Source organism: Salinigranum halophilum (assembly GCF_007004735.1).
Classification (GTDB): domain Archaea; phylum Halobacteriota; class Halobacteria; order Halobacteriales; family Haloferacaceae; genus Salinigranum; species Salinigranum halophilum.
In genome coordinates this window covers 219,906-245,146 of the sequence record NZ_SSNL01000006.1, presented here as the reverse complement: position 1 = coordinate 245,146, position 25,241 = coordinate 219,906, and the positions used below count along the sequence as shown (strand labels likewise).

Annotated in this window: 17 protein-coding genes; 7 read left to right on the top strand and 10 right to left on the bottom strand. The window is 64.4% G+C overall.

Annotated elements, in window-relative coordinates; translation table 11 throughout:
- Positions 1 to 253: 253 nt before the first annotated feature.
- The 8 genes from E6N53_RS16520 to E6N53_RS16485 all read right to left on the bottom strand — a co-directional run bounded on the left by E6N53_RS16520 (position 254) and on the right by E6N53_RS16485 (position 12,484).
- Positions 254 to 4,465 (bottom strand): PKD domain-containing protein, encoded by a 4,212-nt coding sequence (locus E6N53_RS16520; protein WP_142860612.1) that lies wholly within the window; start codon positions 4,463 to 4,465, stop codon positions 254 to 256.
- A gap of 474 nt (positions 4,466 to 4,939) precedes the next feature.
- Positions 4,940 to 6,016 carry a LeuA family protein gene (locus E6N53_RS16515; protein WP_142860611.1) on the bottom strand — a complete coding sequence of 359 codons (1,077 nt, stop codon included), beginning with the start codon at positions 6,014 to 6,016 and terminating at the stop codon, positions 4,940 to 4,942.
- Positions 6,013 to 7,236: a CaiB/BaiF CoA transferase family protein gene (locus E6N53_RS16510; RefSeq protein WP_142860899.1), complete on the bottom strand. Its 1,224-nt coding sequence runs from the start codon at positions 7,234 to 7,236 to the stop codon at positions 6,013 to 6,015. Before E6N53_RS16510 ends, E6N53_RS16515 begins: the two co-directional genes overlap by 4 nt.
- Before the next feature lie 109 nt (positions 7,237 to 7,345).
- The gene (locus E6N53_RS16505; protein WP_142860610.1) at positions 7,346 to 8,476 is read right to left on the bottom strand and encodes an ABC transporter ATP-binding protein; all 1,131 of its coding nucleotides are present in this window, start codon (positions 8,474 to 8,476) and stop codon (positions 7,346 to 7,348) included.
- Positions 8,476 to 9,351: a carbohydrate ABC transporter permease gene (locus E6N53_RS16500; RefSeq protein ID WP_394344771.1), complete on the bottom strand. Its 876-nt coding sequence runs from the start codon at positions 9,349 to 9,351 to the stop codon at positions 8,476 to 8,478. The genes E6N53_RS16505 and E6N53_RS16500 overlap by 1 nt, the downstream gene beginning before the upstream one ends.
- Positions 9,348 to 10,259 carry a carbohydrate ABC transporter permease gene (locus E6N53_RS16495; RefSeq protein WP_136590995.1) on the bottom strand — a complete coding sequence of 304 codons (912 nt, stop codon included), beginning with the start codon at positions 10,257 to 10,259 and terminating at the stop codon, positions 9,348 to 9,350. The genes E6N53_RS16500 and E6N53_RS16495 overlap by 4 nt, the downstream gene beginning before the upstream one ends.
- 18 nt (positions 10,260 to 10,277) lie before the next feature.
- Positions 10,278 to 11,672: an ABC transporter substrate-binding protein gene (locus E6N53_RS16490; RefSeq protein ID WP_142860608.1), complete on the bottom strand. Its 1,395-nt coding sequence runs from the start codon at positions 11,670 to 11,672 to the stop codon at positions 10,278 to 10,280.
- 143 nt (positions 11,673 to 11,815) lie between these two features.
- Complete coding sequence (locus tag E6N53_RS16485; RefSeq protein ID WP_142860607.1) at positions 11,816 to 12,484, bottom strand: helix-turn-helix domain-containing protein; 669 nt, start codon at positions 12,482 to 12,484, stop codon at positions 11,816 to 11,818.
- 123 nt (positions 12,485 to 12,607) lie between these two features.
- On the opposite strand from E6N53_RS16485, the gene E6N53_RS16480 reads away from it, so the two are divergent.
- The 5 genes from E6N53_RS16480 (at position 12,608) to E6N53_RS16460 (ending at position 19,328) form a co-directional block, all read left to right on the top strand.
- Positions 12,608 to 14,599 (top strand): ABC transporter permease, encoded by a 1,992-nt coding sequence (locus tag E6N53_RS16480; RefSeq protein WP_142860606.1) that lies wholly within the window; start codon positions 12,608 to 12,610, stop codon positions 14,597 to 14,599.
- Positions 14,592 to 15,410 carry an ABC transporter ATP-binding protein gene (locus E6N53_RS16475; RefSeq protein ID WP_142860605.1) on the top strand — a complete coding sequence of 273 codons (819 nt, stop codon included), beginning with the start codon at positions 14,592 to 14,594 and terminating at the stop codon, positions 15,408 to 15,410. Before E6N53_RS16480 ends, E6N53_RS16475 begins: the two co-directional genes overlap by 8 nt.
- Complete coding sequence (locus tag E6N53_RS16470; RefSeq protein WP_142860604.1) at positions 15,407 to 16,234, top strand: ABC transporter ATP-binding protein; 828 nt, start codon at positions 15,407 to 15,409, stop codon at positions 16,232 to 16,234. The genes E6N53_RS16475 and E6N53_RS16470 overlap by 4 nt, the downstream gene beginning before the upstream one ends.
- A 114-nt stretch (positions 16,235 to 16,348) precedes the next feature.
- Positions 16,349 to 17,695, top strand: coding sequence for an ABC transporter substrate-binding protein (locus E6N53_RS16465; protein WP_142860603.1), 1,347 nt, complete (start codon positions 16,349 to 16,351; stop codon positions 17,693 to 17,695).
- 82 nt (positions 17,696 to 17,777) lie between these two features.
- Positions 17,778 to 19,328, top strand: coding sequence for an FGGY-family carbohydrate kinase (locus E6N53_RS16460; protein WP_142860602.1), 1,551 nt, complete (start codon positions 17,778 to 17,780; stop codon positions 19,326 to 19,328).
- 21 nt (positions 19,329 to 19,349) lie between these two features.
- Here the strand turns inward: E6N53_RS16460 and E6N53_RS16455 are convergent, their stop codons facing one another.
- Entirely contained in the window at positions 19,350 to 20,615 is a 1,266-nt protein-coding gene (locus E6N53_RS16455; protein ID WP_142860601.1) for a saccharopine dehydrogenase family protein, read from the bottom strand.
- Between the two features lie 229 nt (positions 20,616 to 20,844).
- The gene (locus E6N53_RS16450) at positions 20,845 to 21,486 is read right to left on the bottom strand and encodes a hypothetical protein (protein WP_142860898.1); all 642 of its coding nucleotides are present in this window, start codon (positions 21,484 to 21,486) and stop codon (positions 20,845 to 20,847) included.
- A gap of 254 nt (positions 21,487 to 21,740) precedes the next feature.
- Here E6N53_RS16450 and E6N53_RS16445 point away from each other — a divergent pair, with 254 nt between their 5' ends.
- Together E6N53_RS16445 and E6N53_RS16440 are read left to right on the top strand one after the other, a co-directional pair.
- Positions 21,741 to 23,465 (top strand): cation:proton antiporter, encoded by a 1,725-nt coding sequence (locus tag E6N53_RS16445; RefSeq protein ID WP_142860600.1) that lies wholly within the window; start codon positions 21,741 to 21,743, stop codon positions 23,463 to 23,465.
- Positions 23,458 to 25,101, top strand: coding sequence for a cation:proton antiporter domain-containing protein (locus tag E6N53_RS16440; protein ID WP_142860599.1), 1,644 nt, complete (start codon positions 23,458 to 23,460; stop codon positions 25,099 to 25,101). The genes E6N53_RS16445 and E6N53_RS16440 overlap by 8 nt, the downstream gene beginning before the upstream one ends.
- The last annotated feature ends 140 nt before the right edge of the window (positions 25,102 to 25,241 follow it).

Here is a 25,241-nt window from a genome sequence, read left to right as displayed (position 1 = left end):
CGACTCCGTCCCCGTCTTGGGGTAGAGCGTGAGGATACCGGGAAGTAAATCGACGGGACAATCCTCGCCGTCGGTCGGAGTGGGAGGCATCACCAATGCGCCCACGCCGACGGCAAGACGGGAAGAGGAAGTCGGGCCGCGTCCACGCATGGGGTCGCGGGGCACAATGTCGTTTCGGTAAAGCCCCCGTCCTCAAGGAGTAACCGACCGCCGCAAGGCGGGAGGGAGCGAGTAGGGCGGGATAGTTTACCACTTATGCTCCGTCCTCCATCTCCGCAAACTGCTCGTGGTACGCCTGCTCGACTGCGAGCCGGGATTCACGGCTGAGGTCGCCCAGTTCGGCACCGTAGTTCGCCTCAGCGATCTCCTCGCGCGTTCGCACCTCGCTCGGTGTTCGGTCACCCGCGAACGGCTGGCGGTTGTACAGCTCTTCGACCTGGCCGGCTGTCTCCGTACTCAACTCGTCGAAGTCGTCGCCGTACTTCGCCTGGGCGATTTCGTCGCGCGTGTACTCGGCGTCGGCACCCGCGTCACCGAACTGCGCGTCGAACTCGGCCTGCAGTTCGATCGTCGTCTCCCGGCTGAGGTCGTCGAAATCCTCACCGTACCGGTCGTTCGCGAGTTCCTCACGCGTCTTGACGTCCACTGGGCCGTCACCGTCGGCGAACGGCTGACGGAGGGACAGTTCTTCGACCTGCCGTGCCGTCTCCGTGCTCAGTTCGTCGAAGTCCTCGCCGTACTTCGCCTGAGAGATCTCGTCGCGCGTGTACCGCTCTTGCTCCGGTTGCTCCGGCGTCGCCGACACGATTTCGATCGAGTCCGTCCGCTCGCTCTCGTCGGTGAACAGGCCGCCCGTGTACGTTCCAGGCCCCAGGTCGTCCGGGACCGTCAGCGTGGACGTGAACTGTCTGCTCTCGCCGCTCGCGAGCGTGAACGTCTCGGACTGAATCGTCTCGAAGGTCCCGTCGTTGTCGCGGTCGACACGCGCTTCGACGGTCTGTGTTCCTTCGGCGTCGCCAGTGTTGGTCACCGTCCCCGAGAGGGTCAGCTCCTCGCCCTGCGTCGCCTCGTCCGGAACGTCGAGGTCGGTCACACTGAAGAACGCCGTCCCCTCGGAGGCCGGCTCGACGGTGACCTCGACCGTGTCCGTGTCGGTCCGAGACCCATCGTCGACCTCGACCTCGAAGACGAGGACGAGTCGAGAGTCACCCGTCGGGGCAGTGAACGAGGGTGTCGCCGTGTCCGCATCGGAGAGCGTGACTCCGGCCCCGGCGACCTGTCGCCAGGCGTACGACAGTTCGTCACCGTTCGGATCGGTCGAGTCGCTCGCGTCGAGTTCGACGGTCAGCGCTGCGTCGGCGGTCTGGTCGTCGCCAGCATCGGCAGTCGGTGGGTCGTTCGTCGGGGTGACGGTGACGGTGACCGAATCGGTGTCGGTGCCGCCGTTTCCGTCACGAGCCTGCACCTCGAAGGTCAGGGTCGTTTCCGCGTCGACCGCGGGTGCGGTGAACGTCGGCCGGTCCGCGAACTCGCTGGAGAGTTCGACCGACGGCCCAGCCGTCTGCGTCCATTCGTGGGTGACGATTTCTCCGTCGGGGTCAGTCGAGCCGCTCGCGTTGAGTTCGACAGTCGTGCCCTCGTCGACCGTTCGGTCATCCCCGGCGTCTGCGGTCGGTGGCTGGTTCGTCTCCGCAGACTCGATCGTGATGGTCGTGGTGTCCGTATCGTCCGCCGTGGCGACGCCGTGTGTGTACGGTCCCGGTGTGAGACTGCCAGTGTCGACGTCGAACGTGACGGTCGTGTCCTCGTCGGGAGCGAGCGTGACTTGCTCGGAGCGGCGCGTCTCACCGTCCTCGAGCATGCCGTTTCCGTTCTGGTCGAGACGGAAGTCGACAGCCTGTGTCCCGTCGGACTCCCCGGCGTTCGTCACGAGTGCAGAGACCTCGACCCGATCACCCGCTGTGGCGCGACGCGGTGCTTCCAGTGCCGAGACCTGGAAGTCTGCGGGGGCAGTCGGCTGTGCCTCGATGGTAATCCGGCCGGTCACGCTCTCGTTCGCCGAGAAGACACCGAACTCGGTCTCCTCACCGACACTACCGAGGTCCCGCGTATCGACGTCAGTGAACGTCACCGTCCGGGTTTCGCCCGGGTCGAGCGTGACGTCCTGCTGTGCGAGCGGTTCGTCGGATTCGAGCGAGCCGTCGTCCTGGTTGTCGACTCGTAACTCGACGGTCTGCGTTCCCGTCCGTTCACCGACGTTGGTGACGTCTGCCGCAATCTCGATCTGTGTGGCCCGCACTGCAGTATGGGGTGCCTGGAGGTTCGAGACGGTGAAATTCGCCGGACCGGCGACGTCTTCCACCGTGGCGTTCACCGCCAGTTCGTACGGACTCGGCCCATCCCGGTACTCGTCCGAGTCGACCCAGCGAACACGGACGTAGTAGGTCCCGGGCGTGTCGATAGTCGCTGTTTGCGTGGCCTGATAGACCCCTCTGATCTCTTCGGCGAACGTCCGATTTCTCGGGGAGAATCCACCCGCAGTGCCGAACGCTCCGATGGTGTGCCCATCCTCGTTGTATAGCTCGACGGCGATGTCGTTCTGATTGATCTGTGAGAGCGTGAGCCTGGCTGTGGCGTTGAGGTCGCCCTCACCAGCCTCGAGAACGAACCAGTCTTCGGGGTCGGTTTCCGTGACTGTCCCGTCGAGCCGGCTGTTCGGCTCGATCGTCGCCGCGGTTGACTGACCCTGGTTCGGCTCGAACGGGTCCGACTCTTTCAACGCGACGCTGAACGAGGTCGGCCCGGCGGCCGACCGAGTGGTCGCGATGTAGTAGGTCCCCGATTCGTCGGCAGTCGTCCCCACGAGCGTACCGAACGAGTTGATGTCGATGTTGAATTCGAGACGGTCGAGCGTCTCGGCGTCGGGCGAGTACAGTCGCAACTCTCCGCCGAACCCGTTGGCATCGATGGCGATTGCCTGGCCTGCCTCGACGTCGAAACGGTACACGTCGACGCTTCGGTTGAACGAATCTTCGGGGTCCGGAACGCTCACCGTCTCTCCCGGTTCGATCCGCGCGGCGTCAGCGAAGTCGCGTTCGACTGTGACCTCGGTCGTCGTCTCGGTGACCGTGCCGTCTTCGTCTGCTGCAGTCAGCGTAACCGTGTAGCTGCCCGGCTCGAGATAGGCGTACCTGACGCGTGGACGGTCCGAAGCGCCGCCGTCACCGAACTCCCACTCGTACGACTCGATGTCAGCGTCGTTCTGCGCACTGAACTCGAGTTCGGTTCCGACCGTCGCCGTCGAGGACGAGACGTCGATCCGGACCGGCTGGTCCGCCGGCTCGGTCCCGTTCACCCGGAGTTCGTACGAACTCGGCCCATCACGGAACGAGTCGGTGTCGAGCCACCGGACTCGGACGTAGTAGACCCCCGCAGGCGCATCTTCGACCCACTGTTCGGCCCGAGGACGATACTGGATATCGACGGCACTCGATCGACTCTTCGTCGTGATGTCGTCGTACGCCGTACTGTACTCGCCGAGTTGCGTCCCATCGGCGTCGTAGAGTTCGACGGCGATGTCGTTCTGGTTCGTCGGTCGGAGCGTCAACTCGGCCGTCGCGTTGAGGTTCCCCTCGCCGGCGTCGACGACGAACCAGTCATCCCTGTCGGCTTCCGTGACCGTTCCCTCGATGGGGCTGTTCACGCTGATTTCTTCGGCCGTGGTTCGTTCCTGGTTCGGTTCGAACGGATCCGGGTCGATGAGCGTGGGTTCGAAGAAGACGCTTCCGTCGAGCGCAGGCTCGACTGCGATGTAGTACGTTCCGGTCTCCTCGGCAGTCGTCCCCATCAGCGTGCCGAGTGAGCCGAGGTTGATGTTCAGTTCGAGGCGGTCGAGTCGTTCGATGTCGGGCGAGTGTAACCGCACCGTTCCACCGAAGCCACTGACGGTCATCGCGATTGCCTGGCCGGCCTCGACCTCGAGCTGATACACGTCGAGCCGCGGCTCGGGTGGGAACCCCAACTCGGGGACGCGAACCGTTTGCCCGTCCTCGACTGAGGTGACGTTCGCGAACGCACGTTCGACCGTAACCTCCGTCGTGTACTGGTCGATTCGCGCGCCGCTGTCGTCCGCCGTCGTTACCGTGACCGTGTACGTCCCCGGCTCGACGTACACGTGATTGACCTGCGGACCGGTCGCGGCTGTCCCATCGCCGAACTCCCACTCGTACGATTCGGCGTTCGGACTCGCGCCCGACAGGGTGAACTGTACTTCAGTGCCGAGTTCCGGTGAGGCAGGGCTCGTGGTTATCGTGGGGGCGTCGGTCGCCTCGACCGCCGCCGCCTCGCCGTCGGCCGTGGTGTGGATACTGTCACTCCGCGCCGCGGCGAAACCGGCCAGTCCCCCGGCGACGACAACCAGACAACAGAGCACGACGACGCTGGTCCGACAGCGCACGCGAGTCATCGGAAGCCTCCAGTCACGGGTCGTGACTGGTCACATCGGGTTCGGGACCGCCACCGTTCGACGGACGGTCTGTGCGCGGTGTTACACTGGGTCACCATCGGTGTGTGGGCGAGCAGTGCTTCGCCGTCGGGTGCTCGCGCACCCTCGCCGGGGGCTATTCCGATTCATCGTCAGCGTAGTATCGATAATAGTTGATTATAAAACATTTTCAACGCACAGGCCAATGTCAAATGTGTTGATGCGTTGAGGTGTCTGTTCGGCGCACGTCGGCGTGTCGCCGGTGCTCGTGTCGGGGTGGTGTCCAGCGTGGCTCGCTCGTCAGGAACTCGAAGCGCCACTCACAGACGACTGCGGACCGCACTCAGTGGATACCGACGGACACCGACCGACGGACACCGACCGACGGACACTGACCGACGGACACTGACCGACTGCCTCGGGAGGCGGGGGCGACGCCGACCGAACAGCGTGGAGTCAGTCGATTCGACGGGCGAGAGCGATGGCGTCCTCGAGCGAGAGTTCGTCCGCTGGTGCGTCGAGTTCCTCGAGGAGCGTGTGGATGCGGTCTTCCGTTGGTTCTCTCTGAGCGCGTTCGAGGAGTCGGCGCGCGGCCCCGTTCCCGGTCGACGAGCCGAACAGCAAGCGTCGGCGTCCGCCGAAGCGCGCGGGGTCGAACGGCTCGAACGTGCCCGGGTCCTCGAGCATCGCGGCCGTGTGTAAGCCGGATTCGTGTGCGAACACCTCGTCACCGAGCAGTGGTTTCGACGGCTCGACGGACTCGCCGAGCGCGTCGAGGACTGCCGTCGCCCGTGGCAGGAGTTCGGCTTCGTCGACGTGGGTCTCCGCCGGTTCCTCGCCGACCGCGATGCCGGCAACGACCTCCTCCAGCGAGGCGTTCCCGGCGCGCTCGCCGATGCCGCCGACCGAGACGTCGGCCTTCGCGACGCCGAGCCGTGCCGCCGCGAGCGTGTTCGCCACGCTGACGCCGAGGTCGTCGTGGAAGTGGACGCCGACACGTGAGCGGTCGGTCGAGAGCGATTCGAGGTGGTCGACGACGCCGGCTGGCGTGCGACTCCCGACAGTGTCCGCGATGGTGTAGTACTCGGCGTCGATGGCGTCGAAGGTCTCGTCGAGCACGGATGGCTCGGTGCGGAAGCCGTCCATCGCGTCGAAGTGGACCTCGAGGCCATGCGCGCGGGCGCGGTCGGTGGCGTCGACGACGGACTCGAGCATGGCCTCGCGGGGGCTCCCGAGGACGTGCTCGAGGTGACGCGTGCTCGTCGGCGCGAACACGGTGACCACGTCGACGTCGGCGTCGATGGCCGCATCGACATCGCTCGGAATCGCCCGTGCGATGCCGGTGGTCTTCGCCTCGAGGTCCACGCGCTCGCAGATGCGCCTGGTGCGGTCGTCCGCGACGGGGAACCCGATCTGGACGAAGTCGACGCCGAGCGCGTCGAGTTCTCGGACGGCCTCGACCTTCTCGTCGACGGTGTACTCGACGCCCGGGCGTTGTTCGCCCTCGCGCAGCGTGAGGTCGAGGAGCTTCACAGCACGCCCGCCTCTCGGAACCGGTCGATCTCGCCCTCGTCGTAGCCGAGCGCCTCGAGGACGGGGGTGGTGTCCTCACCGAGCGACGGCGGGTCCGTCGACTCGACCCGGTCGAACCCCGTCGAGCGCGCCGGGAATCGCGGGGTCCGGACGCGGCCACCGTCGCCCTCGGTGGCTTCGACTTCGGCGAGTGCGTCCGTCGCCTCGAGGTGGGGGTCGTCCCGGACGTCACCCATGTCGTTCACCGGGGCGACCGGAACGCCCGCGTCCTGCAGACGCCTGACGAGCTCGTCACGCGTGTACTCCTCGCAGGTCGCCTCGACGATGGCGTGGAGTTCCGTGCGGTTCTCCAGGCGGTTCTCGAGTTCCGCGAACCGCTCGTCGTCGCCGATGTCGAGGCCGAGGGCGTCACAGAACTGCCGCCACTGCCGGTCCGAAGACGGCCCGATGAACACCCACTCGTCGTCGCCAGACCGGAACACGTCGTACGGGGCCCAGCCGGGGTGGCTCGCGCCCATCGGCTCGGGGACGTCGTCGTACGCCTGTGTGTACGCGAGCCAGTACCCCATGAGTGCGACCGTGCTCTCGAACAGCGGGACGGTGAGGTGCTGGCCGGTGCCGGTCTCTTGGCGCTGACGGATGGCACCGAGAACCGTCACGGCGGCGTAAAGCGACGCCACCATGTCGGACAGGCTCGTTCCCGACCGGACGGGCGGCTGGCCGGGATGGCCGGTCACGCTCATGACGCCCGAGAGCGCTTCGGCGACCGGATCGAGCGCCGGGAACCGCTCGTAGGGGCCCTGGTTGAACCCCTTGATCGAGCAGTAGACCAGTTCCTCGTTGACCGTCTTGAGGTCGTCGTAGCCGACGCCGAGGCGGTCGGCGGTCCCGGCCGCGAAGTTCTCGACCAGCACGTCGGCGTTCGCGACGAGTTCTTCGAAGATGGCCGTGCCGTCGTCGGACTTCAGGTCGAGCGTGACACTGAGCTTGTTCCGGTTCACGTAGTTGAACGAGCTGTTCCCGATCGGACTCGAGTCGCGGACGGCGTCACCGCCCCCCGGTGATTCGACCTTGATGACTTCCGCGCCGAGGTCGGCGAGGATCATCGAGCAGAACGGGCCCGCGATGATGTGCCCGAGTTCCAGGACCGTCACGTCCGACAACGGTCGGCCCTCGCCGCCCGGAAGCAGCGATGGCGCGACCCGTCCACCGTCGGTCATGACCGGCGTCACCTCTCTGCGGTCGTCTCTGGCTTGCTCTTCGCGTTTCGTCCGCGCTCGGTGTGTCGGTGAGTCGTGTGTCATGGGATGCGTGATAGCGAACAGGTGGTCAGCTCGGCTGTGAGAGGTTCTCGCGGACGAGGTCAGGACCGTGACAGATCGTCTGCCCGGCGTCGTCGAAGACGAACAGGTCGCGTGCTTCGAAGGACAGGTCGAGTTCGTCGCCCGGGTCGACGTCTCCGAAGGCGGCGGAGACGGCGTCGACGGCCGAACCGTCGTCCGTGTAGCCGTGGACGACGAACTCGGTGCCGAGTTGTTCGATGACCTCGGCGGTGATGTCGAGGCCGTACGTCCCGTCGTCCGCCGAGAGGTACTGCGGGCGAATCCCGACCGTCACCCGCTCGCCGACACGGTCCGCGAAGTGTTCGGCCGGCACGGCGACGTCGAACCCCGGTGCGCTGAGGACGTAGCCGTCTTCGGACGCTGCGACGGTCGCCGACAGGAGGTTCGTCGACGGTGTGCCGATGAACTCCGCGACGTACGCGGAGACCGGCCTGTCGAACAGTTCGCCCGGTGGCGCGAACTGCTCCAGTCGGCCCTCGTTCAGGAGGATCACCTGGTCGCTCATCGTCATCGCCTCGGTCTGGTCGTGCGTGACGTAGACGACCGTCGCGTCGAGCTCTTGATGGAGGCGCTGGACCTCGACGCGAAGCTCGGCTTTGAGCTTCGCGTCCAGGTCACTCATCGGTTCGTCCAGCAGGAGGACGTCGGGGTCCTGGACGAACGCGGACCCGAGCGCCACGCGCTGCTGTTGGCCGCCCGAAAGCTCCGCGGGCATCTTCTCGAGCTGCTCGGTGATCTGGAGGGTGGCCGCAGCCTCGTCGATGAGTTCGTCGCGCTCGGCCTTCGGAACCCCCTGGATCTTGAGGCCGTACCCGATGTTCTCGCGGACGGTCATGTGCGGGTAGAGCGCGATGGACTGAAACACCATCGCGCAGTTGCGCTCCTGTGGCGACTGCTCGGTGACGTCCTCGTCACCGAACGCGATGCGGCCGCTCGACGGAGTCTCCAGCCCCGCGATCATGCGGAGCGTGGTCGTCTTCCCACAGCCGGACGGCCCGACGAGCGTCGTGAACGAGCCCTCCGGAATCGATAGCGTGAGGTCGTCGACGGCGACGTGGACGGTGCTGGCTGTCTTGTACTCTTTGCGTACCGTATCGAAGTGGATTGGTCGTGCCATTATTCGAGCCCTCCGACGTTGAAGCCCTGGAGCAGGTAGTTCTGCAGGAACAGTGCGATGAGGAACGGGGGGATACAGATGAGGAGCGACACCGCCATCGTCTCCCCCCAGCCGATGCTGACGCGGTCGAGAAAGAGGCTCGCCCCGACCGTGATCGTGTACATCTCGTCTTGACTCATCACGACGCGTGCCATCGTGTAGTCGTTCCACGCGACGGCGAACGAGAAGATGGCCGCGGAGACGTACCCCGGTCTCGCGACCGGTAACACGACGTCCCAGAGCGTCCGGGTGCGACTCGCACCGCGAACCCACGCCGATTCTTCGAGCGAGATGGGCACGGTCTGGAAGTACTGCCACATCAACCAGATGGTAAAGGGCGCCGAGATTCCCGTCAGCGCCAGCGTCAGCGCGAAGTAGCTGTTCAGCATGCCGAGCGTGAAGAAGATCACGTACAGCGGGATGGCGAGCACGATCGGGCTGAACATGTACGAGAACAGCACCGCGCGTGCCGCCATCGTCTTCCCCCTGAACTCGAAGCGGGTGAGGCCGTAGCCGGCCGCCACCGCGAGCGATGTCGAGAGGACCGTCGAGCTCACCGTGACGATCAGACTGTTCGTGAAGTACTGGACGGTCGCGGTCTCTTCGAGCAGCACCGCGAAGTTCCGGAACGTGAACGACTCGATGAGGAGGTTCACGTCACCGCCAGCGAACACCGTCTGGGGTGCCTGGACCGCGACGGCCACCATCACGTACACGGGGATGGTGACGAAGATGGCGACCAGTATCGCGACCACGGCGAGTGAGACGCGTTTGACCGTCGCCTGAACGTGTTGTGGGACGTACGACCCCGCAGCGCCTTCGCCGAGGGCCATCAGGCCGCCACCTCCTCTTCGGGGGTGAAGAGTTTGAAGTAGACGACGGCGACCCCCGCGAGCAGGAAGAACATGATGCCTGCCAACGCGGTGGCACCGCCGAAGTTCACCTCGTTGAACGCGAGTTCGTACACGCGGATCGGGAGGGTGGTCGTCGCATCAAGCGGGCCGCCTCTGGTGGCGAGGTAGATGATATCGAACTTGTTGAACATCCAGATGCCCCGAACGAGGAGGATGATGAGGATGGCTCCACGGAGGTGTGGAATCGTGATATCGCGGAACGACTGCCACGACGATGCGCCCTCGACGCGGGCGCGTTCGTAGAGGTTGGGGTCGATGGCCTGGAGGCGGGCGAGCAGGATGAAGAACGCGAACGAGCCGAACTTCCAGACGCTGGTGATCGCGACGGCCGGCATCGCCCACTCGAGCGTCGAGAAGAACGCGATGGGCTCTTCGATGACACCGAAGCCGAGCAGCCACTGGTTGATGACACCGAGGTTCGGGTCGAAGAGGAACTGCCAGATGAAGATGACGACGAGCGTCGGCAGGAGGTACGGGAAGATCATCATCGTCCGGAGGACGTTTCCGCCCTTGATCTGCTGATTGACGACCAGTGCGAGCGCGAGGCCGAGCAGGAGACTGAACACCGTCGTCGAGACGGCGTAGACGACACTGTTCCAGAGGAACGTCAGGAACGCCGGTGTGGCCAAGATCGCGGTGTAGTTCTCCAGGCCGACGAAGACACTCGCGCCGGTCGGGTCGGAGAACAGGCTCATCCCGAGCGCGTAGAGGATGGGTATGGCCCACACGACGACGAAGAACGCGACGAGCGGGACGAACGTCACCAACAGCAGCAGGCGACGCTCGTCGATCTCTGCGAACCGTGTCGAAAGCGACGTTGAGGTACTCATTGCGGCGAGGAACCTCAGTTAGCCCTGGAGCGCCCTGAGTTCCTCCGCGAGCCAGTCGACGGTCTCTTCCGGTGAGAGCCCGCCGACGAGTAGCTGGTCGGCGGCTTCGCCGAACTTCTGCTGGCCGTAGGCGTCCGCGCCGACGATGTTCGGAGCGCCGTCGTCCCCGGTCGCGAGGACGGTCGTGAACGCATCCCAGTTCTCGCGAACCAGCTCCATCACCTCGGGGTTGTTCTGGACGACCTCGTTCGTGGTGTACGCCTCACTGTCGAGACCCTCGCGCGTCGGCGGGAACTGGAACAGCGGTGCGGAGAGCAGGAAGTCCATGAACCGGTCGGACTGGTTGAAGAAGTTGACGAACTCGCGGGCGCCCTCGGTCGCCTCGCCGCCGGACCAGACGACGTGGCCCTCCATGTACGCCCACCACTTGTCCTGTTCCTTGCCGTCGGGGACGGGGAACGCGGTCGGGGAGAGCTTGTCGACGAGGTCAGGACGGTTCCCCATGATGGTGAGAATCGGGAGCCCACCGACGCTCATCGCGGCGGCGGCGTTCTCCTGCTGGAGCGCGGCAATCGCGTCGCCCCACTCCCAGCCCGACCCGTTCGGCGCGTACTCGGCCATCGACGCGAGCCACTCGAACGTCTCGACCGCGCGAGTTCGGTTCTCGCCCTGGTCGATGGTGACCTCGATGTCGCCCTCCGGGCCGCTGTAGATGTCGACGTCGTTCTGCCAGAGCGTCTGCGTGACCGAGGTGTCGGCGTTGTTCGTGTTCCCGGACTGGACGACGTAGCCGTTGATGTCTTCCTCCTCGCTCGCGCGCTGGGCCTCGGCGAGCCAGTTCTCCCAAGTCGTCGGGTTCTCGTCGTAGATGTCGTTCCGGTACCACCCCATCAGGGGTTCGACCATCGTCGGGACGAAGTAGGATTCCCCCTCGACGTTCACAGGGTCCGGGAGGCCGGTCCCCTGGACGGCTTCGCTGACCGGAGCGGCGTTGCCGTCACGCTGGTACCGGTACGCGTCCGAAGCGGTGTCGAAGACGATGTCCGGCGGGTTGTTCGCGGCCCGCATCTTCTGTAACTGCTCGTCGGTCGACGTCCCCTTCGCGGTGTACGTCACGTCGACCGTGTAGTCGAACTCCGCTTCGAACTCCGCGATGATCTGGTCGATGACGTCCTTCGAGTCCCCGCGGTCCGAGAGGTAAGTGATGGTGGTCGAGGTGTCGCCCCCACCACCTCCACCGCTGCCCCCATCGCCGCCCCCGTTCCCGCTCCCGCCGCTGGAGTCTCCCCCACCGCCGGAGTCTCCACCGCCACCGCCGTCGCCACCGTTGCCGAGACAGCCTGTGAGGCCGATGGTCGCTGTGGTGCCCGCTGCTGTGAGGAACGCACGCCTGGACGTATGCCTCTGAGACATGGTTCACTTTACAACACTTAATCATGAACGTCTTTAGCCTACACTCGTAGGCTATTCAAGTGGGGTCGGCTACTCGGCGAGAGAGAGAGTCGGTCGATGTGTCCCCGGCGGAAGCGACTCTGCGACAGCAATCGGATGCTGGGCTAGTTCCCGATGGACGGCGAGACACGCAGCTCCCCGTCACTGGTCGTGCCGCTGCGCTGCTCGCCCTCGAACGCGCTGCGCAGGAGTCGGGCCTCCGCCTTCCGGAGGTGCTCGAGGAAGGTCGAGTGCGCGATACCGAGTTCCGCCGCGAGCGTCTCGGCATCGGCCGCTCGGGGCCACTCGTAGTAGCCCTCTGCGAGCGCGAGTCCGACCACCTCGGCCTGGCGGTCCGACAGCAGGGTCTCTGAGGACTGGTACGGCAGCAACTGCAGGACTTCGACCGATCCGAACTCCCGAAGCTCCGTGACGATGTTCCGGAGGTCAGCCCGACGATAGACGACGATATCGAAGATTCGCTGGGTGCCGTTCACGCGGTCCCACCACTGCATCATGCCGTGGTTCTTCCGGATGATCGGCAGCGCACCACACGAGCGTTTCGTGAGCTTCACGTGGGTCTCGTCGACCCGGTCGACGGTGCAGACCTGGTCTGAAGCCTCGAACGCCCGTACGAACTCGTCGGCGTTGCCCCCGGCATCGATGACGAACTTGATGTGCTCGTCGTCGATCACCTCCTCGTAGTTGACCGTGAACGTGGTCTCCCAGCGAGCGGTGACCTCACTCAGGATACAGTCCGTCTCCATGTCGAGATAGAGCTTCGCACGGAACATTGGCACACACTGGACGCCGGACGCAGATGAGTGTTTCCCGGGGTCACAAGGAGTGATATCGAATTGAGACTCCTCCAGCGATGTAAGGATGGGATTTTATCACTGGACTCGTGAGAGCGTGATATGGTCTCGGCACTCCAACTGCTCGAAATTCTCCTCAATGGGGTGACGATTGGGGTCGTCTATGTCCTCGTCGCCGCGGGGTTGTCCGTCGTCTTCGGGGTCATGGACGTGTTGAACATCTCACACGGCGAGCTGCTGGCGCTGGGTGCCTACTTCGCAGTCTCGGTTATCATCGGTTTCGGCGAGGGCGGCTTCTGGCTCGCACTCGTCTTCGTTCCGCTTCTCGTCGGCACACTCGGTGCAGGTCTCGAACGGGGGCTCATCCGACGTGTGTACGGGCGCGGCCAACTTGCACAGATCCTCCTCACCTTCGGCCTGCTGTTGATCATCTACGACACGAAACAGCTCGTCTGGGGGACCGAAGCGAAGAACCTCTCACCCCCTGTATTGCTCGATGGTGCGGTCTCGCTCCTCGGGTTCTCCTACTCGCTGTACAACTACTTCATGATCGCGTCCGGCCTCCTGCTCGCCCTCGTCACGTGGGGGCTCTTGCACCACACGCGGTTCGGACTGGTGATCAGAGCCGGGGCAGAGGACAGAGGGATGGTCCGCAACCTCGGCATCGACATCGACCGCTACTACACGCTCGTGTTCGGTTACGGGGCTGCGATGGCGGCGTTCGGTGGTGTCGTCCTGGGCGGCTACCAGAACGTGAACGTCTCGATGGGCAATGCGGTGATCATCCCGGCGTTCGTCATCGTCGTCCTGGGTGGTCTCGGGAGCTTTCGCGGGGCGGTCTTCGGCGGGCTCCTCGTCGGTATCCTCCAGAGCGTCGCCAGCACGTTCGTCCCCGACCTGCAGGGGATGGTCGTCTTCGGGCTCATGATCGGCGTGTTACTCGTCCGTCCAGAGGGGCTGTTCGGCGGCGGCAGCACGCAGGTCGACGCCGGCGACTCCGAACCGAGCCAGTTCGTCAGCGACCTCGACGGTGGCGTCCTCGGCGACCGACCGCGGCTACGGTTCCGCATAGGCCTCGCCGTCGTCGGACTGCTCGCGCTCGTCCCGGTGTTCGAGGGGGTCCTCTACTCGAAGTTCGTCGTCTCGATGGTGACGACGGCACTCATCTGGGCGCTGTTCGCGTTGAGTCTCGACATCGTCCTCGGATACGCCGGCCTGATCTCGCTCGGACACACGCTCTTCTACGGGGTGGGCGCGTACGCCGTCGTGCTGACGCTCACGCACGTCACGCCCTCGGCGTTCGTCGCCCTCGCCGTCGCCCTCGGCTGCTCTGCGCTCGTCGCCGGCGTCGTCGGTCACCTCGCGATCCGTGTCTCGGGGGTCTACTTCGTGATGATGACCCTCGCCTTCGCCGAGCTCGCGAACGAGGCCGTCGTCAAGTTCGGCTTCACCGGCGGCAGTAACGGCCTGTTCGGTGTCCCCGAGCCGCTGTACGGGTTCGGCCCCGTCGGTGTGCGTTTCAGCGAGATCATCGTCGGTCGCGAACCGTTCGCGTTCACGGGCGACGCACTGTTCTACTACTTCCTCTTGATGACGGTTGTCGGCTCGTACCTTCTCGTCCGCCGCATGATGCACGCACCGTTCGGCTCCGTCCTGCAGGCGATTCGAGAGAGTGAACTCAGAGCGGGCTTCGTCGGCTATCGCGTCCAGCGGGTCAAGCGACAGGCGTTCACGGTGAGTGGGACGCTCGCCGGCCTCTCGGGAGCCCTCTTCGCCCTCTACAACGGCTTTGCGACACCGACGCTGTTGCACTGGATCAACAGCGGCGACGTCGTCGTCATGGCGGTCCTCGGGGGTGCTGGAACGCTGTACGGCCCGATGCTCGGGGCGGCCGTGTTCACCATCTTCGAGGAGCGCCTCTCGTCACTCATCCCGTGGTGGCGACTGCTGCTCGGAACTGCTTTCGTCGCGGTCGTGCTGTTCTTGCCGAAGGGCCTCGTCTCCCTGCCTATTCGACTGTCTGAGTACGCCGGGGCAACCGAAACCAAGACGGCTTCGGGTGGGCGGGCCAGTGAGGTGGAGGGCGATGACTGACACGGCCGCAGAGAGCGAGAAGACACCGTACGGAGACACGACTGTGGCCGACGACGTCGTGTTGCGGACCGATGGGCTCACGAAACAGTTCGGCGGGTTCACCGCAGTCGACGGGGTCGATTTAGCGATCGAACGCGGCGAGTTCCGGAGTATCATCGGCCCGAACGGTGCGGGCAAGACCACGCTGTTCAACCTCATCAGCGGGGCGATGGCGCCGACGGACGGGTCGATCACGCTACTCGGGACGGACGTCACGGACTCCCCGCCAGCAACGCGTGTCGCGGGCGGCCTCGCCCGGTCGTTCCAGTTGACGACCGTCTTCACCGGGCTCTCCGTGCGCGAGAACGTCAGGCTGGCCACCCAGGCAGCGACCTACGACGACCTCTCCACGCTGGAGACGTTCCTCGCCGAAGTCGGGGGTCTCGAGACGATCACAGACCGTGCGGAGTCGGTCCTCGACCGGGTCGGTCTCACGGCGTTCGCCGAGGCACGGGCGAGCACGCTCTCGTACGGTGACCGGCGACGCCTCGAACTGGGGCTCGTCCTCGCGACCGACCCGGAGGTGGTCTTGCTCGACGAACCGACTGCGGGGATGAGCGGCGAGGAGACGCTGGCGACGATCGAACTCGTCGAAGACGTGCTGGCAGACAGGACCCTCGTCCTCGTCGAACACGACGTCGACCTCGTGATGCGTCTCTCCGACCGGATCACGGTACTCAACAGTGGCCGTCCGATCACGACGGGCACCCCCGAGGCGGTCGCCAGCAACGAGGCGGTTCAGCAAGCATACCTCGGGGGGTACGACCGATGACCGACACGCCCGAGCGAGAAGCGGAGTCGGGGTCGACGGCAGACGCGACGCCTGGCTCGAGGACAGACGGGACGCCCGGTTCGAGACGGGACGGTCCGCACCGCCTCAACAACCCCCTGTTGCACCTCGAAGGCGTGACGGCCGGCTACGGTGCGACGACGGTACTCGAAGGGGTCGGCTTCGACGTCGGTTCGGGAGAGGTGGTCGGGCTCGTGGGCCGGAACGGTGCCGGGAAGACGACCACGCTGCGGACGATCATGGGCTCTCTCACGCCTCGCGCCGGGTCGATCACGTTCGACGGCGTGGACATCACCGACACGCGGCCGGAGGTGACCGTCAGCCACGGCGTCGCTCTGGTTCCCGAGGAGCGCCGCGTCTTCGACAGCCTGAGCGTCCGGGAGAACCTCGAACTCGCCGAACTGGGCGGTGGTGAAGGGGAGTTCGGTCAGCGCATCGTGGACGTACTCGACACCTTCGAGAACCTCGCCGACCGCGAGCACACCGCCGCCAGCGCGCTGAGTGGGGGCGAACAGCAGATGCTCGCTGTCGCCCGCGCGCTGGTCAGCAACGCCGAGTTGCTGCTCCTCGACGAACCCACGGAAGGGCTCGCACCCTACATCATCGAGCGCGTCGTCGAGGTCATCGAGAACCTCAAATCACAGGGGTTGACCGTGCTCCTCGTCGAGCAGAACGTCCACGTCGCACTCGACGTCTGTGACTACGTGTACGTCGTCGACAACGGCCGGATCGTCCACGGGAGCACGAGCGACGCACTGCAGGCCGACGACGACGTTCTCGACCGGCATCTGGGTGTAAGTCGGTAGGCCGTCGAGTACTTGCATCCGTCGCCCATCGCGCTCGAGAACGCAAATCCTGAAGCATGGTGGTCAGACCTGTACATCAGTATGCTTTAGTGTCGTAACTCGATACAGAGGTTCATGTCAACACCCGACGGGACACTGGAGAACGCCGACACCTCCAGTGGTGGCCTGAGCAGACGACGAGCCTTGCAGATACTGTCGAGTAGCGTGGCCCTGACGGGACTCGCAGGGTGCGTCCGAGACGCTGGGGAAGGGGGAAGCGGCACCGAAAGCGGGAGTGAGGGCGGAAGCGACACCGAAGCAGGGGCGGGAAGCAGCGGCACCGACACCGAAGCCGGCGCGACCGACATCGGGACGCTCTCACTCGGCGTGTTGGTTCCCACGAGCGGCCCTTCTGCCCCACTCGGGAAGGCACAGCGACAGGGCGCGGAACTCGGCGTCCAGTTCGTCACCGAGAGCGATGCCTTCGACTTCGAGGTCGACGCCGTGTACGAGGACACCCAGACCGACCCCGCAACCGGGCGGCAGAAAGCCCAGAAGGTCGTCGAAGAGGACGGCGTGCAGATCATCACCGGTGCACTGGAGAGTTCCGTCTCACTCGCCGTCGCCGACTACGTCGGCCAGCAGGAGACGCTCTACATGTCCGGGGCGGCGACGGTCGCTTTGACCGGCGAGGACTGCAACGCCAACACCTTCCGGTACGAGTCGAACGCGGCCCAGCACATGGCCGGCCTCACCGACTTCGCCGCCAGCGAACTCGGCACGAACTGGTGGCTCCACAGCACCGACGAGGCCTACGGGCAGTCCGCACTGAACCAACTCGAACAGCGTGTCGACGAACAGGACCTCGACGTCGACGTCGTCGGGCGGACGATGCCGGACCCCGGGACGTCCGACTTCGGGCCGCAGATCAGCCAGATATCCAGCTCCGACGCCGACGTACTGGTCCTCCCCGAAACCGGAGGCGACCTGATCAACTTCATGAAACAGGCCAACAGCGCCGGTCTGAAAGACGAACTCGACATCATCGGCACCGCCCTCTTCGCGCAGGTCAGTCGTGGCGCACTCGGTCAGGTCGCAGCCGGCACCTACTCGTCGACGCTGTACAGCCACAAACTCGACACCGGCGACAACCGACAGTTCGTCGAGGCCTACCAGAACGCGTACGACACGCTGCCGGGGAACTTCGCCCGCGTTGGCTACGAACTCGTCAGAACCGCTGCTCGTGGGGTCCAAGCAGCCGGGACGAGCGACCACGTGACGGTCCGCGACACGCTCGAAGGGCTGGAGATGCAGACCGTCCTCGGGGAGACGTCCTACCGGGCGTGTGACCACCAGTCGGTCAATCCGGTGTGGACCGGCGAGATCGTGGAGGCGGGCGAGGGCACCGAAGTCAACCTGCTGAACAAGATCGACGGCCCGGAGACCGTCCGGTCGTGCGAGGAGACCGGCTGTTCGTTCTGAGCGAGGTGGGTGAGAGCGAGACCCCCACTCTGTGGCAGATGAGACACAGACGACAGGACACACGAAGGAGCGACAAAGACGCATGACCGAAGGAGAGACCGGGACCGAGAGCGAGCGAGACGTCCTCGTCGCCGTCGACGTCGGCACGACGAAAATCAAGACGGTCGCATTCGACCTGCGGGGGTCGGCCGTAGCGAGTGCCACACGCGAGACCGAGACCGCCACTCCGGAGGCCGGCCACACCGAGCAGTCGATGGGACAGGCCTACGCACTGACGGCGGAGACCATCGGCGAGGTAGTCGAGGCACTTCCAGCGGATGCCGAGCCACGCGGCGTCGGCGTCACCGGACAGGGTGATGGGCTCTGGGCCGTGACGAGCGAGGGCGACCCGGTTCGTCCCGCGATCCTCTGGTCGGACTCTCGGGCGGCCGAGATCCTCGACGCGTGGGACGATGCGGGAACCCTCGACGACATCGTCGCCCAGTGTGGGTCGGCCCCCTATCCCGGCATGAGCCTCCCGCTGTTAGCCTGGCTGGCCCGCGAGGAACCCGCCCGGTTCGCGCAGGTCGAGACGATTCTCTCGTGCAAGGACTGGATTACGTACCGGCTAACCGACGAGCGGGTTACCGACCACAGCGAGGCGACAGTGCCATACCTCGACCAGTCGACCGGCGAGTACGACCGGTCGGTGTTCGACCTCGTCGGTCTGCCCGAGGCGGGGGACGTCCTCCCGGAACTCGTCGCGCCGACCGAAATCGTCGGGAGCGTCACCGAGGCGGCCGCCGCCGAGACGTGTCTCCCCGAAGGACTCCCGGTCGTGGCCGGCTTGTTCGACGTGCCAGCGTCGGGAATCGGCAGTGGAACCGCCACGACCGGGGGGACGGCGGTCACGCTCGGCACGTCGCTCACCCACCAGGTGTTCGTCGAGGGCCCGCAGTCGGCGCGCTCGGGTATCCAGATGAACCTCGGCATCGACGGGCTGTGGACGTACGCCATCGGGTCGAACGCCGGCACTCCGAGTTTCGACTGGGCCACAGAGACCGTTGCCGATGCGGACGACGTCACGGAACTCGAAGCACTCGCTGCCGCCGCCCCCGCCGGGAGCGACGGTGTCTGTTATCACCCATATCTCAGTACGACCGGAGAGCGTGGCCCCTTCGTCGACCCTGACGCCCGCGGGCAGTTCATCGGGCTGACGCCCGCGCACGGCTCCGAACATCTCGCCCGTGCCGTGTACGAGGGACTGTCGCTGGCCGTCCGTGACTGCGTCGAACACTTGCCGAACGACGCCAGTCGCGTGGCGCTGAGCGGGGGCGGAACGCGCTCCGAGCTGTGGCCGCAGCTCATCGCGGACTGTCTTGACCGTCCGGTCGTCGTTCCCGCCGGGGGGGAACTCGGCGCGAAGGGGGTGGCGGTCGTTCTCGCAGTCGGACTGGACGAGTTCGCCTCGCTCGAGGAGGCAGTCGAACAGATGGTCTCTGTCGACCGACGCTATTCCCCGAGAGACGACGTCGTCCCTACCTACGATGCACTGTACGACCTGTACGTCGACGTTCGCGAGGCGATAGGAGACGTCTGGACACGGAGGGCGGAGACGTATCGGTCACTGAGAAGCTCACCACCGCGTGGGTAGTGAGAGACCGGCCTTCGCTTATCAGTGGTTGTCAGTCCACTCCGCTACGGACACGGTCAGGCCGACATCGCGAAGTCGCTCGGCGAGCGGTGCGCCGATGCCCGAGGCTGGCGTCAGGACGCCCCCGGACACCGGTGAGTCGATTTCCTCACGTACCAGGCACATGGCAGCCTCGCCGAGCATCTGCGCCGTGGCACCGTATCCCGGGTCCCGGTCGGCACTGATCTCGCTCGCGACGACGAACGGGCCGTCGTGAGCCGTCCCCCGGCCGAACACGCGGACGGTGAAATGACCCGCATCCATCTGGGCGCTCGTCGGGCCTTCGCCGGGGTCGGGGAACACGAAACGGGAGAGGCCCTCGCGGACTGGGCCGATGGACATCGCGACATCCCCGAGGCCGAGGCCCACGGCGATGGCACTCGCGGCTGCTGCGCCGCCGAGGCCACGTCCGGTGGGGACGACCTCACTACACCGGAACTCACGCCCCCACGGATAACCGAGGACGGCATTGCTTCGTCTGACCACTCGTTCGTTGACGGGTGCCATCGGAGACGGCGCGGTCCAGACGTCCCGCAGCGGGTCTCGTTTCGGACGCCGCTGCTCGCCGGGGTCGACCCCGGCTCGCTCCCCACGAGGAGCCAGCGAGTACGGATTCCGGAGCGTCTGTCGAGCGATTGGGTCCGTGGACGCGGCCTCGTACATCGCGACCGCACTCGCCATCGTGCCACCGCTCACGCCGCCGCTTCCGGCCTCCAAGTAGATCCGAACCAGTTCACAGGGGGCGTCGAACTCGTCGGTCGCGAACGACTGGACGAGCAGGTTGCCGAGGTCCGCCGGGATAGAGTCGAACCCGCAACTGTGGACGATTCGAGCGCCGGTTTCGACCGCTTCGTCGTGGTAGCGGTCGATCATCTCTCGAATCCAGGTCACCTCGCCAGTGAGGTCACAGTAATCGGTCCCCGCTTCGACACAGGCCTCGACAAGCGGGGTTCCGTACGTCGTGTAGGGACCGACGGTCGTACAGACGACGCGGGTACTCCGTGCGAGCTCGCGGAGGCTCGCCGGGTCCGTCGCGTCTCCGAGGACGAGCGGCAGGTCGTCCCACTCGCGCGTTCCGTCGACGAGTCTCGTTTCGACGCGCCGAAGCCGCTCCTCGTTACGCCCACCGAGTGCAAGCGAGAGCTCCTCCGGGGTGTACTGTCCGGTGAGGTGGTCGGCCACGAGCTGCCCGGCGACGCCCGTCGCACCCCAGACGACGACATCGTACGGTCGGTCAGTTAGAGACATGTTCGTTATGAGATAATTGCTCGCCCACGTGTTCAACGGTTCGGTGTCGCGTCTCTCGACGGCGTGGCCTCGACGAGACCGGCGGTGAACCGCCGTCCACCCGCATCGACCCGTTGCCACGTGCCGGGGTCTCGGTAACGGCGTCGCCTCCGAAGAGGGTGGCCCGGCCGAGCAGACGCTGGTCGAGGTGGCCGGAGACCACGGGGTCGACGTGGGTCGTCGATTCTGCTCACTGAATACCGCTCGGATACTTCCCGTGCCTCCGGTAGTGAGCGACGACCTTGATGAACGCCCCGAGGTGCAGTCCAACGACGATGAGAATCGAGAGTACGTACAGGAGGTGAAGCGAATCCGCTATCGGAACCGCGCCTCGGCGGAACGTCTGGTCGTAGATGTGGACTGTCAGGAGCCAGAACATGACGTACGTTCCGTGGCTCTGGTGCCACTTCCAGGCTTTGGGTCCCATGAACCGATACGCCCAGATGTTCGAGGTGAAGAGCAAAACGACGGCGATAAGAAAACCGACGATAGCAGCGAACGCCCAGGCGCTCATACCCACGACGAATCCGACGACGTCCCACCCGAAGAACTGGAACACGAGGAGTACGTGGGCCAGCGACCACATCACGAACCAGATGCCGAGTTCGGAACGGACGTACAGCGGGAAGTTCCCCTTGAACCGTCGATTGATTGCTGGCCAGATCTTCGTCACCGGCCCGATGACCAGTACCAGAAACAGGAGGAACCACGGAACGGCGGCGACAACCCGCGAAAAACTGTACCCGGCCGCCCACAGCAACACTGCTAAGACGACGCTTCCGACGAGAACGGCAGCGTGATGTTCGCCGCGGTTGAACGGATCGACTGTCATATTCGTGTCTATTGTGCACACTCGACTACTATCAACGTGTGCGGGTACAGCGTCCTCTGCGGCGTGTCAAATCGAGAGAGAGCGAGAGGCGAGAAGAGGAACAATCTAGCTCCGGCCGTCACCTTCCACTGATGCGTTTTGAACGGTGTGCCGCGTGTCGAGTGTGTACCGCAACTGTACGACTCCCGTCGCACTGACCCCGTGCCCCGACAATATTAACCCGTGACCGGCGCTATCGTCGGCTATCTATCCGGATGGTTGCTGAACTAGCCCTGTCGACAGATTTTGCGATCATCCTTGTGACAGCAGCCTTCATCGGGATTATCGCGCACCGGACCGGCCAGCCGACCATCGTCGGCTATCTCCTCACAGGGCTGTTGCTCGGACCCGCTGTTCTCGAAATCGTCGAACCCAGCGAAATCACGACCACGATGGCCGAACTGGGACTGGCGTTCCTGTTGTTCCTGTTGGGAACCAAGTTGCGCATCGAGGATATCCGACACGTCCTCGGGCCGGTCATCAAGATATCGCTCCCGCAGATGGTTCTCGTCTTTCTCACAGGACTGGGCACCGCGATGGTGCTTGGTTTTCGACCGTTAGAGGCCCTACTGATCGGGTTAGTCGTGATGTACAGCTCGACAGCGGTCGTCATCAAGATGTTGACGGACAAGGACGCAGTGACGTCTCTCCCCGGAAAGATAGACGTCGGTGTGCTTCTCGTTCAGGACGTTGTCGTCGTTATTCTATTGACGGTTTTGGGGACGGGGCGCCCCGATGGCGCAGCTGACCTTGGCATCACTCTCCTCACGATCGTCGGTCTGCTCACTGGTGTCGGGTTCGTAACTGCCGCAGCGACGCGGTACCTGCTGCCCGAGATGTTCCGCCGTATCGCAGACAACAAGGACGCCTTCTTTCTGGCCGCAGTCGCGTGGGCGTTCCTGTTCATCCTCGTTTTTGACCAACTCGGTCTGTCCATCGAGATGGGTGCATTCCTCGCCGGTGTGTCACTCGCACAACTCCCGTACAGTACAGAGCTCCGTGACCGTATCTCTCCACTGACGAATCTGTTTATACTGATATTCTTCGTCTCGGTCGGGTTGCAGCTGGATGCAGGTGACTTATTTGTATACTGGCAGGAAGCCGCTATCGCCGCCTTCGTTCTGATTCCAGCCAAGTTTCTCGTCTTCTTCGCACTCCTCAACTGGCAGGGGTTCAGCCTCGAGACGACGTTTCTCGGCAGTGTAGCGATGATTCAGGTCAGCGAGTTCGCGCTCGTCGCCGGAACCGTTGCGGTCGCCGAAGGGTTCGTCGGTGAGCCGATCCTCGGCTTCCTCAGCCTGCTGGCCGTGCTGACGATGAGCGTCTCCGTGTACGTCATCAAGTACAACTATCACTTATACGAGCTGCTCCACCCGTTCTTGAGTCGATGGGAGACGGCTGGCAGTGAGCGTGTGATCGAACACAGACACTATCGAGACCATGCGGTCGTGATCGGGTACGACGAGCTGACACGTAACGTCTTACCCCGACTGGCGGAGTTCTACGACGACGTCGTCGTTATCGACCGAAAAGTTGCTCACATCGAAGCGCTCGAAGCGGCCGGTTACGACGTTATTTACGGCGACTTTCGTCACGCCGAGGTTCGGAATGCGGCTAGACTGAAACGGGCCGATTTCGTCCTCTCGTCGTCCGCCGAACCCGACGTGAACAAAGCACTACTCGCAGAGGTCGGCGAGAGAACAACAGTTTTGATCGAGGCCGAGTGGGCTGCGGATGCCCGCGAGCTCTACGGCTACGGTGCTCATTACGTCGCGTTGAGCCCCCAACTCACCGCCGAGCGGCTTACAGAGTACCTCGAGGGGTACTTCGAGGATCGTGAGACGTTCAGTCGGGTGGCCGAAACCGACGTGAGGAGTTCACGACGTTCTGAACCGGTTTCCAGGCAAGCCGAGGACTTGGACGGTGGTGTCGGTGAGTGAACTCCTCACTGCGCTCTCGGTGATCTTTGTCATCGGCGGGGCGTTCCTCTTCGTGGCAGATCGGTTCGGGTTACCGATAGTCCCCTTCTTCATCTCCGCAGGAATCGTCGCTGGCGTATTCGTCGGGGAGGAGACTACGCTCGAACTCGCTCGATATGGTATCGTCTTGCTCGTATTCGGCTTCAGCGTGCAGATTCAGTTCGAGGCTGTCCGCACGGTGCTCAGCGACAGCGAGGTCGTGGCGCTGGGTCAGATCGCCGTGCTCGGGGTGTTGGGCGTCACCGGCAGTGTCCTGATCGGCCTTCCGACCGACCAGGCGCTCTATGTTGGCATCGCCGCCGCACTCTCGTCCACCATCGTCGGAACGGGGCTCCTCCAGACGAGACGGTACAGAACTCTCGTCTACGGACGATTAGCCGAGTCGATCCAGTTCGTTCAGGACCTCGTAGCAATCCTTCTGATCCTCGTTTTGAGTGCCGAAACGTTTGCCGCCGACTCCGTGGCAACGCAACTGGGGTACGGTGTCGTTCTGCTCGGGGTCGCAATCGTGGTCAACCGACAGCTCTTCGACCGTCTCGGGCGGGTTTCAGGGGGGTCCGACGAGCTCATGCTCGTCAGTGTCATCGCGCTTCTCATCGCGTTCCTCGGTGCGGCGGAATTCGTCGGCGTCTCTCTCGCCGTCGGAGCGTTCGTCGCCGGCCTCGCAGTCCGTCGTGATGCTGCCGAACATCTCGGGATGCTCAACGGACTCCAATCGATTCGGGACTTCTTCACAGCCATCTTTTTTATCACCCTCGGGACACTCGTTGCGGTTCCAACCACCGAGGTACTCCTCGTCGCAGGGCTTCTCACGCTCCTGACCGCAGTTATCAAACCAGCAGCCACTATCGCCCTCTTGCTGTACACGGACTACGAGACACGGTCTGCGACACTGACGAGCCTCAATCTCGCACAGGTGAGCGAGTTCGCCCTCATCATCGCGATCGAGGGATTGGTGGTCGGGATGCTGACGCAACCAGTGTTCGATGCGATTATTCTGGCGGCGACCGTGACGATGCTCACCTCGAGTCTCAGCAGTCGCTACGACGAACAGATCTACCGGGTACTCTCCGATCACGGGCTCCTGAGAAAACAGTACGAGAAGGTCGACGAACGGAGCGCCGTCCCAGACGACCTCACCCGTCACGTCATAATCGTCGGGTACGGCAGACAGGGGCGACGTCTCGTCGAAACGTGTGACGCACATGATAGACCGTACGTCGTCGTCGAAAACGATCCGGTTCTGCTACAGGAACTGGACTCGCAGTGTGCGGCGTACGTCTTCGGTGACGCGATAGAACAGTATACCTGGAAGAAAGCAGGCATCGACCATGCACAGATAATCGTCTCGACCGTAGACTCCGACAGGGTCTCGAATCGGATACAGATGCTTGCAGAGGACGTTGACGCCGACGTCGTTCTTCGTGCACGAACGGTTTCGACGGCCCGTGAGCTACTGGAGCGGGGAGCGCTATACGTTGCTATCCCCGAGGTGCTTGCTGCCGAGCAGCTCGTCGAACACGTCGAGGCGGTCGCGGCAGGTGATATCTCGGGGACGGAACTACGAGCGGATTCGCTGACGAAACTCGAACGATAGGCGGAGATCGAGTGGTACACAACGGCAGATGAGATCGAGCCGATGCGGTGAGGGCTCGTCCGGACACAATCGATGGGACGGAACGGTGAGTGAACGTCCATCGGGTCGGTCGACCGAATCCGTTCTCGCCCCGTATTAGC

Excerpts from the sequence above, each read along its gene's own strand:
- E6N53_RS16520 (WP_142860612.1), bottom strand. The coding sequence starts at position 4,465 with ATGACTCGCGTGCGCTGTCGGACCAGCGTCGTCGTGCTCTGTTGTCTG.
- E6N53_RS16510 (WP_142860899.1), bottom strand. The coding sequence starts at position 7,236 with ATGACCGACGGTGGACGGGTCGCGCCATCGCTGCTTCCGGGCGGCGAG.
- E6N53_RS16505 (WP_142860610.1), bottom strand. The coding sequence starts at position 8,476 with ATGGCACGACCAATCCACTTCGATACGGTACGCAAAGAGTACAAGACA.
- E6N53_RS16495 (WP_136590995.1), bottom strand. The coding sequence starts at position 10,259 with ATGAGTACCTCAACGTCGCTTTCGACACGGTTCGCAGAGATCGACGAG.
- E6N53_RS16490 (WP_142860608.1), bottom strand. The coding sequence starts at position 11,672 with ATGTCTCAGAGGCATACGTCCAGGCGTGCGTTCCTCACAGCAGCGGGC.
- E6N53_RS16485 (WP_142860607.1), bottom strand. The coding sequence starts at position 12,484 with ATGTTCCGTGCGAAGCTCTATCTCGACATGGAGACGGACTGTATCCTG.
- E6N53_RS16480 (WP_142860606.1), top strand. The coding sequence starts at position 12,608 with ATGGTCTCGGCACTCCAACTGCTCGAAATTCTCCTCAATGGGGTGACG.
- E6N53_RS16475 (WP_142860605.1), top strand. The coding sequence starts at position 14,592 with ATGACTGACACGGCCGCAGAGAGCGAGAAGACACCGTACGGAGACACG.
- E6N53_RS16470 (WP_142860604.1), top strand. The coding sequence starts at position 15,407 with ATGACCGACACGCCCGAGCGAGAAGCGGAGTCGGGGTCGACGGCAGAC.
- E6N53_RS16465 (WP_142860603.1), top strand. The coding sequence starts at position 16,349 with ATGTCAACACCCGACGGGACACTGGAGAACGCCGACACCTCCAGTGGT.
- E6N53_RS16460 (WP_142860602.1), top strand. The coding sequence starts at position 17,778 with ATGACCGAAGGAGAGACCGGGACCGAGAGCGAGCGAGACGTCCTCGTC.
- E6N53_RS16455 (WP_142860601.1), bottom strand. The coding sequence starts at position 20,615 with ATGTCTCTAACTGACCGACCGTACGATGTCGTCGTCTGGGGTGCGACG.
- E6N53_RS16450 (WP_142860898.1), bottom strand. The coding sequence starts at position 21,486 with ATGACAGTCGATCCGTTCAACCGCGGCGAACATCACGCTGCCGTTCTC.
- E6N53_RS16445 (WP_142860600.1), top strand. The coding sequence starts at position 21,741 with ATGGTTGCTGAACTAGCCCTGTCGACAGATTTTGCGATCATCCTTGTG.